Genomic DNA, 13,441 nt, shown 5'->3' with positions numbered 1-13,441 from the left:
CTAGTCGAACACGGCGGCTTGGTCGTCGGATCGGTGACTGCCAAGGTCGCGATAGATGGCCGCCGCTGGCGCGTAGAGGACCGCGGCCGCGACGGCGCCCAGGGCGGCGGTGACGATCGTGAAACCCAACCGAACGGGCGAGAACACGTCCGCCAGCGAACGGTTGTGTAGCAGAACGGCGGGCGAGACGTCCGCCCGCACTGCGCCCAGGACCAGGCCATACAGCGTGTTCGAGGCGCTGAACGCCAACGCGGCGCCCAGCAGGAGGGGTAGGTGGACCGCGAGGATCTTCCAGAAATGGCCCCGGCTCATGCCCAAGGCGGCGCGAACGCTCCATCGCCCCTCCGCCAAGGCCATTGGCGCGGCCAGGGACAGACGCACCAGCACGAACAGCCAGGCGACCAGGATGCTCAGGGCGCTGATTGTCCCAACGAGCCCAGAGGTCAGCGCCTCGTGCTTGGGCATCAAGGTCGAAAGCAGGAAGGACGGGATGACCGCCAGGATGCTCAGCGGCAACAGCAGCGCCCACTGCGCCAGCCAGACCAGGGTCAGCCGGATTTCGTCGGCGCCGAAGCGCATGCGGCTCCGCGTCTCGCCTTGCGGCCGCAACACGGTGCGATAGACCGCGGCCGAGAAGATCGCCATGGCGACGGTGGCGAGAACGGCACGGACCAGGCCGGTGATCGGCGCGATCCAGGTCCCGGAATAACCCGCCGCGCGAAGGCCTTCGGCGCGCACGTCGAGCATCTGGTCGGCTAGGCCGAACACCAGTCCGACCAGGCTCCAGACCAGCAGCAAGCCCGGCTCGCGGCGCAGGACGCCGAAACCCGCCAGCGCGGCGGCCGACCAGGAAAACTCCGCCTCCGTGCCCCTCAAGGTTTTGTCGCCCTAGCCGAACGTCTCGCCGACGTCGCGCCCCTTCAGCTGGGCGTAGATGGTCGGGGCCGGGGCGAAGACGATCAGCGAGACCAGCACCGACATCAGGCCCGACAGCAGCGAACGGACGACGCCGGACACCGAGAACAGCTCGGCCAGGGTGGTGGCCTCGCCATGCAGGGCGTCGCCGGCCGCCGCCAGGCCGCCGCCCGTGGCCATGCCGGCGATCGCGCCAACGGCGGCGATCATCACGAACAGCAGCAGATAGACCACCACCGCCAGGACGGTGGCGATTAGATAGGTTCCGAACAGCTGCCAGAACCGGCCGCGGGTCATGTCCCACGAGGCGCGCAAGTCGATCCGGCGGGTGTCGAACGCCAGGGTGCTGACGAACGACAGGCGCACCGACAGCAAGACCAGGCCGGCCAGCAGAGCCACGCCCGACAGCAGGCCCAGGAGCACGCCCAGGCCCGCCCCGCCGATCGCGCCGCCGATCGTCCCCAGCAGCGCCACGATGACCACGCCAACGAAATAGGCGCCGAACAGCACCAGGTAGAGCAGCACCTGAACCGCGGCTTGCCGCAGTTCGTCCCCGCCCAGGCGCAGATAGGCTCCCGCGCCGTCCTGCGGCCGCAGGATCAGGCGGTTGACCGCCGCCATCAGCACCGAATTGGTCACCAGCACGTAGAGCATCGAGCCGACGAACAGGGGCCACAGGCCGCTCATCGCCGCCAGGGTGGTTTGCGGGTCCGGGTCGCCTTCCACGGCCGTGGTCAGGGCGGTCAGCTTGTCGCCGAAGGTCGAGACCGCGAAGATCGCGACGATGAAGGACAGGATCGCCATGATGCCGGCCCAGACGGCCACCGCCCTGGGCTTCTCGCGCGCCGCTCGAAAGCCGGCCAGAGCCGCGTCCGTGGCCGAAAACTGATCCATCGCCATGCCCCGTTTTATCTCGACCACGCCTAACAAGGTTCGCGGCCGGGCGACAGCCCCGCCAGCTGTTTCCGCTGTCCAAACGCCGCGGCCAATTCTAACGTTCGTTTGAAGCGCCGGAACAGGCCGTACCAGGAGGATGTTGTGAAGCTGTATGGCGAGGCCAATCCCGCGCCCAATCCGCGTAGGGTGCGCATCTTCGCGGCGGAGAAGGGACTGGACCTGCCGGAGATTCGCATCGGCCTGCGCCAGGGCGGCCACAAGTCGCCCGAGCACAAGGCGCGCAACAGCTTGGGCCAGGTTCCGGTGCTGGAGCTGGAGGACGGCCAGACGATCAGCGAGAGCGTCGCCATCTGCCGCTACCTGGAAGCCCTGCACCCGACGCCGCCGCTGTTCGGGACCTGCGCCCTGAGCCAGGCGCGCACCGACATGTGGGTCCGTCGCATCGAGTTCCAGTTGATGATCCCGGTCGCCATGTACTGGCGCCACGCCCATCCGCTGACCGCCTCGCTGCTGGTCCAGAACCGCGCGTTCGGCGAGTCCAACCGGCCGGTCGCCGCCAAGGCCATGGGCTGGCTGGACCGCGAACTGGCCGACGGCCGCCAGTGGATCGCCGGCGACACGTTCGGCATGGCCGACATCGTCGCCCTGACCACGATCGACTTCGCCGCCTTCATCGGCCTGGATGTCCCGGACGAGGCCGAGCGGCTGAAGGGCTGGCGGGAACGGGCTTCGGCCCGCCCCAGCGCGGCGGCCTAGGCCGCCGTCGGCGCCAGCTCGCTTTCGTGCAGGTCGTAATAGGCCCGGGCCGGGGCGGCCGTCAGGATCACCATCTGGACGGTGAAGAAGAACGGCGCCAGCAGCATGGTGGCCAGGCCGGACAGGGCCAGCATGATCGTGTTGGTGATGCCGCCGGAGAAGGTCAGGATCAGCCCCGAAACCAGGGTCTGCGCCACGCTGACCAGAATGGTCAGCACCACCGCCAGGAAGTACATGCCCAGCAGCCGCCAGAAATGGTGGTCGGTCAGGGCCCACGTTCGACGCAGCGACAGCTTGCCCTCGGCGAAGGTGATGATCGACAGCAGGGACAGGCGAATGCCGAACCAGATCGACAGGCCGGCGACGGCGATGGCCCCCAGCACCTCGACCCACCGATTGGTCTCGACCGCGCCCAGGCTGATCAGGCCGGCGCCGATCAGCACCAGCACGGCGCTGGGCAGGGCGGTGACGACCAGGGCCACGATCCAGCCGACCAGGGCGACGACGAACTGGCGCGCCTCCTCGCGGCCCACGCGCAGATAGGCCAGCCGTCGTTCCTGCGGCCGCACCACGGCTCGCATGATCGCCACGCTGATCACCGACTGCAGGGCCACGGCGAAGGCGATCAGCGGCAGCAGCGTGCCCTTGCGCCGGGCGACGATGTCGATCAGCTCGCGCAGGTCGTTGGTCCGGGCCAGCAGCGCCAGGTCGGTCCGCACCGTGCCGCCGAAGGCGAAGGCGACCACCAGGCCCAGCACGATCAGCATGGCGAAGTAGCAGGCGGCCCAGGCCAGCACGACCAGCGGCTTGCGCTGGGTGATGCGGACGCCCTCGAGCGCGGCTTGGACGGGCGAGAAGGTGGTCATGTCCGGAGGGTTCCAGGGGGCGGGGCGGGCTGCACGCGATAGACGTCGACCAGGGCCGCGGTCCAGACGGGGATGAGATAGAAGAACACCAGGGCGACGCTGACCAGCTCGGGAACCAGCGTGCCCTCCGCGAAACCGGCGATGGCCCGCAGATAGCCGATCAGCACCACCAGGATGATCGCCGGCGCGGCCAGCACGGCCCCGGCCGCCGCCAGCACCAGCACCGCGCCGCGCGAGCGCCCGAAGGCGCTGAGCACCTGGATGCGGCCCAGATCCACGGTGGCGGCGGGGGCCAGGGACAGCCTCAGGAACAGCCAGACCATGATGGCCATCGACAGCAACGGCGGCAGGCTGGCGGCCAGGGTCCCCGGACCGCCGAGCGCGGCCCGCCAGGCGTCGACCGAGGTGATGTCCAGGCCCGGCGCGTTGCTCTTGGCCACGCCCACCACCACCGCGCCGACCAGCACCAACAGCACGGCCATGACGACGGTCAGGATCACGGTGACCAGGACCTGGACCGCCAGCAGCCGCCATTCCACGGCGCCCCAGCGCAAGCCTTGGAAGCCGGCGGGCCCGTCGAACGCGTGTCGGTACAGGGCGCCGTAGGCGACGGTCGTCGCCGCCAGCTCCAGCGGCAGGCCGAGGAAGGCCAGGCCCGGGGCGCGGGGCAGCAGGCCCAGGACCGCGCCCGCGACCAGCGCCGCCCAGCAGGTCCGCAGAGCCGGCGCCCATCCTGCCATTCCGGCGCGAACGGTTCGCCCGATCGCCGCCGATCCCTCAGCCATGAAACCCTCGCTCGACCGCGCCCCGCGCGAACCCCTCGAATCCAAGGAGTCATAAGCGGTTCGCCCCCGCCTTGGCGACGAGTCGCAACGGGTGTCACGCTGAATTTCGCCGCCCGTGGCTCTGGCGCCGCGCGGAGGCGTCGCCGTGTCAGGCTTTGCCCGCGCCGGAGGCCGCCAGCTCCTGATAGGCCTTGGCCCACGGTGCGTAGACCAGGGTCATGGCGAAGGCGCCCAGAAACGACAGCACGACGGTCCCAATCGCGGCGATCCCCCAGAACGCGTGCAGCCAGGCCTGCGGCGGCTGGCCCTGCAAGCTCTCGACCGTGGCCTTGATCCCCGCCCAGGACCCGAAGGCCGCCAGGCCGAGCACCGCGTAGAGCACCAGTTCCAGCCCGATCAGGATCAGCAGCAGCAGGGCCGCCATGCCCAGCAGCCGGCCGCTCTGGCCGCGGGTGAAGCGCCAAGATTCGAACAGCAGGAACTTGTTCTCGACGAAGCTCATCGGCCCCGCCATCGACAGGCGCAGGAGACCCCAGACCAGCACCGCGATCCCGGCCAGGATCACCAGGGCGATCAGCAGGCCGGCGACCAGCTTGCCGGCGTCTCCCGCCGCCGAACCGACCAGGAACAGGATCAGACCCAGGATCAGGCCAATGAACACCACGGCGAAATAGGCCATCATGAACAGCACGCCCTGGACCAGGGTCACCAGCCCCAGCCACAGCTCCGGCATGCCCAGGCGCAGATAGGCCCAGCGCTTCTGGTCCGGCTGGAGCACGGCGCGGAACACCGCTCCGGCCACCACCCCCTTGACCAGCGCGCCGCCGACCCAGCTGATCACGTTCACGCCCATCATGCTGCCCTGCAGCTGCATCATCCGCGCCATCATCGCGGACTCGTCCGCGGCCGAAGGCGACGACGCCGGAGCCGGCATCGTCTTGATCATTTCGATGAACTGCGGCGCCAGCGTCCACATCAGGGCGACCATCGGCCCGACCAGCGTCACCAGGATCACCAGCCCCCAGGCCAGCACCGCCAGGGGCGCCCGCCCGATCACCCCGAACCCGGCCGCCGCCGCGCCCGTCGCCGAAAACCTCGCCATGCCCGTCCCCGCAACCTTGAGTCTCGGCCCAACCTACACGCAGGTTTCGCCGGCTGGCCAGCGGAGGTATGAGGGCGGCCATGAGCACCTCCCCTTCTTCTTCGTCTTCTTCTCCGTCTTCCGCCGCCCCCGTCCATGTCGTCGGCGGCGGCCTGGCTGGATCCGAGGCCGCCTGGCAGATCGCCCAGGCCGGCGTGCCCGTCGTCCTGCATGAAATGCGGCGCGACCTGCCCGACCCGTCCTCAAGCAGCGAAGCGGTAGGGCAAGTAAAAATCCGCACCGACGCCCACCAGACCGACGGCCTGGCCGAGATGGTCTGCTCCAACTCCTTCCGCTCCGACGACTGGCAGTTCAACGCCGTGGGCCTGCTGCACGCCGAGATGCGCAGGCTGGACTCGCTGATCCTCTCGGCCGCCGACCAGCACCAGGTGCCGGCCGGCGGGGCCCTGGCGGTCGACCGCGACGGCTTCTCGGCCGAGGTCACCCGCCGCATTGAGGCTCATCCGCTGATCACCATCGTCCGCGAGGAGGTCGCCGGCCTGCCGCCGGCCGATTGGGACAACGTCGTGGTGGCCACCGGTCCCCTCACCTCGCCGGCCCTGGCCGACGCCATCCTCGAGCTCAGCGGCGAAGGCCAGCTCAGCTTCTTCGACGCTATCGCCCCGATCATCCACGTCGAGTCGATCGACATGGACATCGCCTGGCGCCAGTCGCGCTACGACAAGGAAGGCCCCGGCGGTGACGCGGCGGCCTACATCAACTGCCCGATGGACAAGGCCCAGTACGAGGCCTTCATCGACGCCTTGCTCGAAGGCCCCAAGGCCGAGTTCAAGGACTGGGAGCACGTGCCCTATTTCGACGGCTGCCTGCCGATCGAGGTGATGGCCGAGCGCGGCCGCGAGACGCTGCGCCATGGTCCCATGAAGCCGGTCGGTCTGACCAACCCGCGCGACCCGACGGTCAAGGCCTACGCCATCGTCCAGTTGCGCCAGGACAACGCCCTGGGCACGCTGTGGAACATGGTGGGCTTCCAGACCAAGCTGAAGCACGGCGCCCAGGCCGAGGTGTTCCGGATGATCCCGGGTCTGCAGAACGCCCAGTTCGCCCGGCTGGGCGGCCTGCACCGGAACACCTTCATCAACAGCCCGCGCCTGCTGGATCGCAGCCTGCGGATGAAGGCGGCCCCGCGCCTGCGCTTCGCCGGCCAGATGACCGGGGTCGAGGGCTATGTCGAAAGCGCCGCCACCGGCCTGCTGGCGGGGCGCTTCGCCGCCGCCGAGCGCCTGGGCCGGACGCTGGACGCCCCGCCGCCGACCACCGCGCTCGGCGCCCTGGTCGACCACGTGACCGGCGGCCACCTGGAGGGCGGTCCCGAGGGCAAGGCCAGCTTCCAGCCGATGAACATCAACTACGGCCTGCTGCCGCCGCTGGAGGCGCCCAAGGTCGACGAGAACGGCGTCAAGATCCCGCTGAAGGAACGCGGCCGCGCCAAGAAGCGGCTGATGAGCCTGCGGGCGCTGGCGGATCTGGACGCGTGGGTGAGCGGGGCGGCTTAGGCCCCCTCAGTCGCCCCGCGACAGCTCCCCCAGTGGGGCAGCATCTACTCGGATTGGATCCTCCCGCTCTGGGGCGGCCGGAGAGCCGGAGGGGCTCTTTGGAGCCCTCTGCGTTCCCGCACGTTCAAAGGCCCATGTCCGCCTCCCCTCCCTGGCTCACGGACCTGGCGCTGCGCCTGGCCTGGGCGCCGCCGTGGGCGATCAGCCTGGCCCTCGTCGCTGTCGCCGTGCTGCTGGCGCTGGCCGCGCACTTCGTCCTGGTCCGGATCGTCCGCCGCTCGCTGTCCAGGGACGCCTTCTGGTCGGCCCTGGCCGTGCGCACGCGACGCCCGACCCGGATGGCGTTCATCGTCGCCGCCCTCAGCCTGGCCGCCTCGATCGCGCCCCTGACCACCGGCCAGGCCGCCGGCGCCAAGCACCTGCTGCTGATCCTGTTCATCGTGCTGGTGGGCTGGATCGTGCTGACCGCCCTGGACATCGGCGCGGCGCTCTACATGCGGCGCTTCAACGTCGACGTCGAAGACAACCTGCTGGCGCGGAAGCACCTGACCCAGGTCAAGATCCTGCGCCGAGCCTGCGCCGTGATCATCGGCCTGGTCACGGTCGGTCTGGCCCTGATGACCATTCCGGGCGTGCGCCAGTGGGGCGTCAGCCTGCTGGCGGCCGGCGGCGCGGCCTCGCTGATCGTCGGCCTGGCCCTGCAGCCGCTGCTGACCAACCTGATCGCCGGCATCCAGATCGCCATCACCCAGCCGATCCGCATCGACGACGCCGTGATCATCGACAAGGAGTGGGGCAATGTCGAGGAGATCAACGCCACCTATGTGGTGGTGCGGCTGTGGGACTGGCGGCGGATGGTGTTGCCGCTCAGCTACTTCATCCAGACGCCGTTCCAGAACTGGACGCGGGAATCGGCGGCCCTGATCGGCACGGCCATGCTCTATGTCGATCACGCCGCCCCGATCGACCGCCTGCGCGCCAAGCTGGAGGAGATCGCCAGGGGCTCGGCGCTGTGGGACGGCAAGGTGGTCGCCCTGCAGGTCACCGACGTCACCGCCCAGGTGCTGGAGGTGCGCTGCCTGGTCAGCGCCCGCAGCGCGCCCAAAACCTTCGACCTGCGCTGCGAGGTCCGCGAGAAGATGATGGCCTTCCTGCGCGACGAGATCCCCGACGCCCTGCCGAGGCAGCGTCTGGGCCTGGTGGAGACCCAACCGGTCACGGCGTAACCTCGGGCGGCGGGCGTATGCGCCGATATCGCGCCTCGACCAGGCCGAACAGTCCGAAGGCGATCAGGCCGGCGGCGACCAGGCACAAGGCCGCGTTGCCGAACGGCTGCCCTTCCAGCGCCTGCAGCGCGCCGCCCCAGCTGCGCGCCTCGCCGGCCCGGGCCTCGACGCCCGCGGTCACCAGGAAGACGCCCAGCGGCAGGCTGGCCAGGCCCCGCGCGCCGTAGCCGACCTTGGCCAGGGGCGCGACCCGCCGGCAGGTCCGTTCATCGCAGTTCAGGCGCTTGCCGAAATCCTGGACCAGGCCCTGGACGACATTGCCGATCCCGAACGCGATGACCACCACGCCCGCGGCGATCAGCAAGGTGTCGCCATAGGGCAGGTGGAGAATGGTCCCGGCGGTGTGGTGGGCCTTCTGCTCCTCGTCGACCTCGCCGACATCTTCGAGTTCGTCCAGCAGTTCGAAGGCCGACAGCGCCAGACCGCCATAGACCAGGCCGCTGATCGCCTGGCCGATCCGCACCGCCCACGCCTTGAGCGAACGCCCGTGATGGTCGGCGTCGAACACCGCCTGCAGGACGCGCCAGGCCGCGAAACCCGCCAGGCCCGCGCCGATCCCCCCGATCAGCACGCCGCCCAACGGCCAGTCGGCCCAGGCGCGCATCAGGGCCTTGGCGCCCTTGGCCCTCGGCGTCAGGTCCAGCGCCGCCAACAGGACGATGGAGCCGAGCCCCAGATAGACCAGACCCCGCGCGGCATAGCCGAGCCGCGACGCCAGCTCGATCGCCTTGGCCGCGTCGAGTCGCCGGACGCGCTTGGCCAGCTTTCGCGGCAGGACTCCCGGCGATGTCGACATGACTGCTGCCCCGCATGGTCAAACCTGGATGACCAACGGCGCGGCGAATGCTGGCGTTCCCCCTCGCGCGATCGGGCGGCTATTCTCCGCCAAGCCTGTCTTTCAGTAAGTAAGTGATTTATGACTTAGCTTCAGGCGCCGCCGGTTCGGTCTGGCGCTTGTCGAGGCATGTGCGCGGGAAGCCGGTCCGCGGCGCCGATCATCGCGGGCTTGGCGGCCCGTCGATGTTAAGGCCAGGATGTCACGAATGGCGTGGAACGGCAAAGGGGAGCCCCGCAGGGTGGCGGAAGCCTTCGAGATCGGCGACTTCGTGCCTGGCGCACGGGCCAAGACCCGGTGCGACCTGATGGGCGCGGCGCCCTATAGCGAAGCCGACGACATGCTGGTGCGCCGATTCCTGACGCCGGCCCATGACGAGGCGCTCAGGACCTTGGCCTTCTGGATGGAGCAGGCCGGCATGACCGCCCGTCGCGACCGCGCCGGCAACCTGGTCGGCCGCTACGAGGGCGAGACGCCGGACGCCCCGGCCCTGCTGACCGGCTCGCACATCGACAGCGTCCGCAACGGCGGCCGCTACGACGGCGCGCTGGGCGTCATGCTGGGGATCGACGTGGTCGAGGTCCTGGCCCGCGCCGGCCGCCGCCTGCCGTTCGCGGTCGAGGTGATCGCGTTCGGCGACGAGGAAGGCTCGCGCTTTCCCGCCTCGATGACCTGCAGCCGCGCCGTCGCCGGAACCGTCAGCCCCAGCGTCATGGAGATGGCCGACGCCGACGGCGTCAGCCTGGCCGAGGCGTTCGCGGTCTTCGGCCTGGACCCCACGCGCCTGGAGGAGGCGGCCCGCGCGCCCGGCGAGATCTTCGCCTTCCTGGAAGCCCACATCGAGCAAGGCCCGGTGCTGGAGGCCGAGGGCCTGGCCCTGGGCGTGGTCACCGCCATCGCCGCCCAGAAGCGGCTGATGGTGCGGTTCACGGGCATGGCCGGCCACGCCGGCACGACGCCGATGAATTTGCGCAAGGATCCCGGCCCCGCCGCCGCCGAGGCGATCCTGGCCCTGGAGCGGATCTGCGGCGGCGGCGAGGACGGCCTGGTCGGCACCGTCGGCCGGATCACCGCCCTGCCTGGGGCCTTCAACGTCATTCCCGGTGCGATGGAATATTCGATGGACATCCGGGCCGAGGTCGCCGCCACGCGCGACGCCGCGGTCGAGGCCGTCACCGCCGAGATCGAGGCCATCGCCGCCCTGCGCGGGCTCGAAGCCTCGATCACCCTGATGCAGGACCTGGCCGCCAGCCCCTGCGATCCCGGACTGACCGCCCTGCTCGAAGACGCCGTCGCCGCCACCGGCCAGGCGCCGCGCCGCCTGCCCAGCGGGGCCGGCCACGACGCCATGGTCATCGCCGACCTCTGCCCCACCGCCATGCTGTTCATCCGCTGCGAGGGCGGGATCAGCCACAATCCGCGCGAGGCCGTGACCGAGGCCGACTGCGCCCTGGCCGCTCAGGCCATGCTGGGGTTCGTGGAGCGGCTCGCCGAAGATTTCGACGCCCTGCGTCCTTCGAGGCCGCTTCGCGGCGCCTCAGGATGAGGAGCGTTGTTGCTGATTTCCTCTTCCTGAGGTGCGAGCCGCAGGCGAGCCTCGAAGGACGCACGGCGTCCCCGAACCACCAATTGAAGCGCTCCAGATGACCACCACCCAGACCTTCGGCGAACTCGACCATCCCTCTCGGCTGCTGATGGGCCCCGGCCCGATCAACGTGCATCCGCGCGTGCTGCGGGCCATGTCGGTGCAGTTGCTGGGCCAGTTCGACCCGGAGTTCACCGGCTACATGAACGAGACCATGGCGCTGTACCGCCAGGTGTTCCAGACGCAGAACCGCTGGACCTTCCTGATCGACGGCACGTCGCGCGCCGCCATCGAAGCGGCCCTGGTCTCGGTGCTGGCGCCGGGCGACGACGTGGTGGTGGTCAACGCCGGACGCTTTGGCCTTCTGCTGTCGGAGATCGCCCAGCGCTGCGACGCCAAGGTCACCCTGGTCGAGGGCGAATGGGGCAAGGTCGTCGATCCGCAGGCCGTGGAGGACGCGGTCAAGCGCGTGCGCCCGCGGCTGGTGGCTTGCGTGCACGGCGACACCTCCACCACAATGGCCCAGCCGATCGCGGCGATCGGCGAGATCTGCCAACGCTACGACGCCCTGCTCTATGTCGACGCCACCGCCACCATCGGCGGCATGAGCACGCCGGTCGACGCCTGGCGGGCCGACATCGTCACCGGCGGGCTGCAGAAGTGTCTGGGCGGGCCATCGGGCTCGGGCCCGATCACGATCTCGGACCGCGCCGCCGAGCACATCAACGGCCGCAAGCACGTCGAGGCCGGCATCGCCACGGCCGGGAGCGTCGCCGGCAACGGCCGCCGCATCGCCTCCAACTATTTCGACCTGGCGATGATCATGGACTACTGGTCCGACAAGCGCCTGAACCACCACACCGAGGCCGCCTCGATGCTGTACGCGGCCCGCGAATGCGCCCGGGTGGTGCTGGAGGAGGGGCTGCAGGCCCGCTTCGCCCGCCACGCCCAGGCCGGGGCGGCGGTGGTGGCCGGGGTCGAGGCCATGGGCCTGAGCGTCTACGGCGACAAGGCCCACAAGATGACCAATGTCACCGCCGTGGTCATCCCGCCGGGCGTCGACGGCGACCGGGTGCGGACGCGCATGCGCACCGACTTCGAGATCGAGATCGGCACGGCCTTCGGGCCGCTGGCGGGCAAGGTCTGGCGGATCGGGGCGATGGGGGTGAACGCCCGCAAGCACGCTGTGCTGACGACCCTGGCGGCGCTGGAGGCGGTGCTGCGCGGTGAGGGTTATGGATTCACGGCCGGCGCCGGGGTGGATGCTGCACTGGGGATGTTCTCGTGACACTCCCCCCTCAGTCGCTCCGCGACAGCTCCCCCACAGGGGGAGCATCCAGAAAGGTCCTCCCCCTGTGGGCGAGGCGGCCCGAAGGGCCGGTGGGGGGAGCGGTATGACCTATCCAAGAAACCTCATCGGCTACGGCGAAAACCCGCCCCATGCCCAGTGGCCGAACGGCGCCCGGATCGCCGTGCAGTTTGTCCTCAACTACGAGGAAGGCGCCGAGCGCTCCGTCCTGCACGGCGACTCGCAGGCCGAGCACTTCCTGTCGGAGATGGTCGGCGCCCAGCCGATCCCCGACGCTCGGCACATGGCGATGGAGAGCCTCTACGAATACGGCGCGCGGGCCGGTTTCTGGCGCATCCGCCGGCTGTTCGAGGACTTCGGCCTGCCGCTGACCGTCTTTGGCGTGGCCCAGGCCATGGCCCGCCACCCTGACGCCGTCGAGGCCATGCTGAAGTCCGGCTGGGAGGTCGCCACCCACGGCTATCGCTGGATCGACTACCAGCATTTCCCCGAGGCGCTGGAACGCGAGCACATCGCCCAGGCCATCGAGATCCACGAGGCCCTGACCGGCGAGCGGCCGCTGGGCTGGTACCAGGGCCGCACCAGCCCCAACACCGCCCGGCTGATCGCCCAGGAAGGCGGCTTCGTCTACGACGCCGACAGCTACGCCGACGACCTGCCCTACTGGGACGACCAGCATGGCCGGCCGCAGTTGATCGCGCCCTACACGCTGGACGCCAACGACATGCGCTTCGCCGCGCCCCAGGGCTTCAACAGCGGCGACCAGTTCTTCGCCTATCTGCGCGACACGTTCGACGCCCTCTACCTCGAAGGCGAGACCGCGCCGAAGATGATGAGCGTGGGCCTGCACTGCCGGATCGTCGGCAAGCCGGGCCGGATCATGGCCCTGCGCCGCTTCCTCGAGCACGTCACCGCCCACGACAAGGTCTGGGTGGCCAGGCGCATCGACATCGCGCGGCACTGGATCGCGACCCACCCCTACAAGGCCCCCACGAACAAGGAGAGCGCCCAATGAGCGCCCCGCCCCTGACCCTGGCCGACCTGAACCGGATGAACCGCACCGGCTTCGCCACCACGCTCGGCTTCGCCTTCGAGCTGTCGCCCTGGGTCGTCAAGCGCGCCTATGACGCAGCGCCGTTCGACAGCGTCGAGGCCTTGCACGCCGCGACCATGGCCGTTCTGGAGGCCGCCTCGGAGGACCAGCGCCTGGCCCTGATCCGCGCCCACCCGGAACTGGCCGGCAAGGCGGCGATCGCCAAGACCCTGACCGCCGAGAGCAACGCCGAACAGGCCAGCGCCGGCCTGGACCGACTGACGCCGGAGGAGTACGAGCGTTTCCACGCCCTGAACGCCGCCTATCGCCAGCGCTTCGGCTTTCCGTTCATCATCGCCGTGCGGCTGAACGACAAGACAGCGATCCTGGCCGCCATGCAGGCGCGCCTGAAGAACGACCAGGCCGCCGAGATCGCCGAGGCGATCCGACAGATCGGCCTGATCTCGAAACTCCGGCTGCAAGACGCGGTGACCGGATGAGCCGCTCCGAACGACC

General features: G+C 69.9%; 13 protein-coding genes. 7 read left to right on the top strand and 6 right to left on the bottom strand.

Translation table 11 applies throughout. The features are described from left to right. Together G3M57_RS05905 and G3M57_RS05900 are read right to left on the bottom strand one after the other, a co-directional pair. Complete coding sequence (locus tag G3M57_RS05905; protein ID WP_163229387.1) at positions 1–876, bottom strand: hypothetical protein; 876 nt, start codon at positions 874–876, stop codon at positions 1–3. Positions 877–888: 12 nt separating this feature from the next. Then, positions 889–1,809, bottom strand: coding sequence for a hypothetical protein (locus G3M57_RS05900; RefSeq protein ID WP_056759436.1), 921 nt, complete (start codon positions 1,807–1,809; stop codon positions 889–891). A gap of 144 nt (positions 1,810–1,953) precedes the next feature. On the opposite strand from G3M57_RS05900, the gene G3M57_RS05895 reads away from it, so the two are divergent. Next, positions 1,954–2,568 (top strand): glutathione S-transferase family protein, encoded by a 615-nt coding sequence (locus tag G3M57_RS05895; RefSeq protein WP_163229385.1) that lies wholly within the window; start codon positions 1,954–1,956, stop codon positions 2,566–2,568. On the opposite strand, the gene G3M57_RS05890 is transcribed toward G3M57_RS05895, so the two are convergent. The 3 genes from G3M57_RS05890 to G3M57_RS05880 form a co-directional block, all read right to left on the bottom strand. Then, on the bottom strand, positions 2,565–3,434 hold the full coding sequence (locus G3M57_RS05890) for a hypothetical protein (protein WP_163229382.1): 870 nt from the start codon (positions 3,432–3,434) through the stop codon (positions 2,565–2,567). The genes G3M57_RS05895 and G3M57_RS05890 overlap by 4 nt on opposite strands. Next, positions 3,431–4,219: a hypothetical protein gene (locus tag G3M57_RS05885; protein WP_163229380.1), complete on the bottom strand. Its 789-nt coding sequence runs from the start codon at positions 4,217–4,219 to the stop codon at positions 3,431–3,433. The genes G3M57_RS05890 and G3M57_RS05885 overlap by 4 nt, the downstream gene beginning before the upstream one ends. Before the next feature lie 148 nt (positions 4,220–4,367). After that, complete coding sequence (locus G3M57_RS05880; protein ID WP_163229378.1) at positions 4,368–5,321, bottom strand: hypothetical protein; 954 nt, start codon at positions 5,319–5,321, stop codon at positions 4,368–4,370. A gap of 80 nt (positions 5,322–5,401) precedes the next feature. On the opposite strand from G3M57_RS05880, the gene trmFO reads away from it, so the two are divergent. Next, the gene (trmFO, locus tag G3M57_RS05875; RefSeq protein WP_056759402.1) at positions 5,402–6,877 is read left to right on the top strand and encodes a methylenetetrahydrofolate--tRNA-(uracil(54)-C(5))-methyltransferase (FADH(2)-oxidizing) TrmFO; all 1,476 of its coding nucleotides are present in this window, start codon (positions 5,402–5,404) and stop codon (positions 6,875–6,877) included. A gap of 134 nt (positions 6,878–7,011) precedes the next feature. Next, complete coding sequence (locus G3M57_RS05870; RefSeq protein WP_163229376.1) at positions 7,012–8,103, top strand: mechanosensitive ion channel family protein; 1,092 nt, start codon at positions 7,012–7,014, stop codon at positions 8,101–8,103. On the opposite strand, the gene G3M57_RS05865 is transcribed toward G3M57_RS05870, so the two are convergent. Then, positions 8,093–8,959 carry a DUF1206 domain-containing protein gene (locus G3M57_RS05865; RefSeq protein ID WP_163229374.1) on the bottom strand — a complete coding sequence of 289 codons (867 nt, stop codon included), beginning with the start codon at positions 8,957–8,959 and terminating at the stop codon, positions 8,093–8,095. The genes G3M57_RS05870 and G3M57_RS05865 overlap by 11 nt on opposite strands. Positions 8,960–9,239: 280 nt before the next feature. Here G3M57_RS05865 and G3M57_RS05860 point away from each other — a divergent pair, with 280 nt between their 5' ends. The 4 genes from G3M57_RS05860 to uraD all read left to right on the top strand — a co-directional run bounded on the left by G3M57_RS05860 (position 9,240) and on the right by uraD (position 13,425). Next, positions 9,240–10,544 (top strand): allantoate amidohydrolase, encoded by a 1,305-nt coding sequence (locus tag G3M57_RS05860; RefSeq protein ID WP_163229372.1) that lies wholly within the window; start codon positions 9,240–9,242, stop codon positions 10,542–10,544. 31 nt (positions 10,545–10,575) lie between these two features. After that, complete coding sequence (locus G3M57_RS05855) at positions 10,576–11,871, top strand: pyridoxal-phosphate-dependent aminotransferase family protein (RefSeq protein ID WP_373287737.1); 1,296 nt, start codon at positions 10,576–10,578, stop codon at positions 11,869–11,871. 106 nt (positions 11,872–11,977) lie between these two features. Beyond that, complete coding sequence (gene puuE, locus G3M57_RS05850) at positions 11,978–12,907, top strand: allantoinase PuuE (RefSeq protein ID WP_163229368.1); 930 nt, start codon at positions 11,978–11,980, stop codon at positions 12,905–12,907. Further along, a complete protein-coding gene (uraD, locus tag G3M57_RS05845) occupies positions 12,904–13,425 on the top strand; it encodes a 2-oxo-4-hydroxy-4-carboxy-5-ureidoimidazoline decarboxylase (RefSeq protein WP_163229366.1) in 522 nt (173 codons plus the stop codon). Before puuE ends, uraD begins: the two co-directional genes overlap by 4 nt. Positions 13,426–13,441 lie beyond the last annotated feature (16 nt).

The organism is Caulobacter rhizosphaerae (genome assembly GCF_010977555.1).
Lineage (GTDB): Bacteria > Pseudomonadota > Alphaproteobacteria > Caulobacterales > Caulobacteraceae > Caulobacter > Caulobacter rhizosphaerae.
The sequence above is the reverse complement of the archived record's forward strand: the minus strand, read 5'-3'. Positions and strand labels throughout refer to the sequence as shown.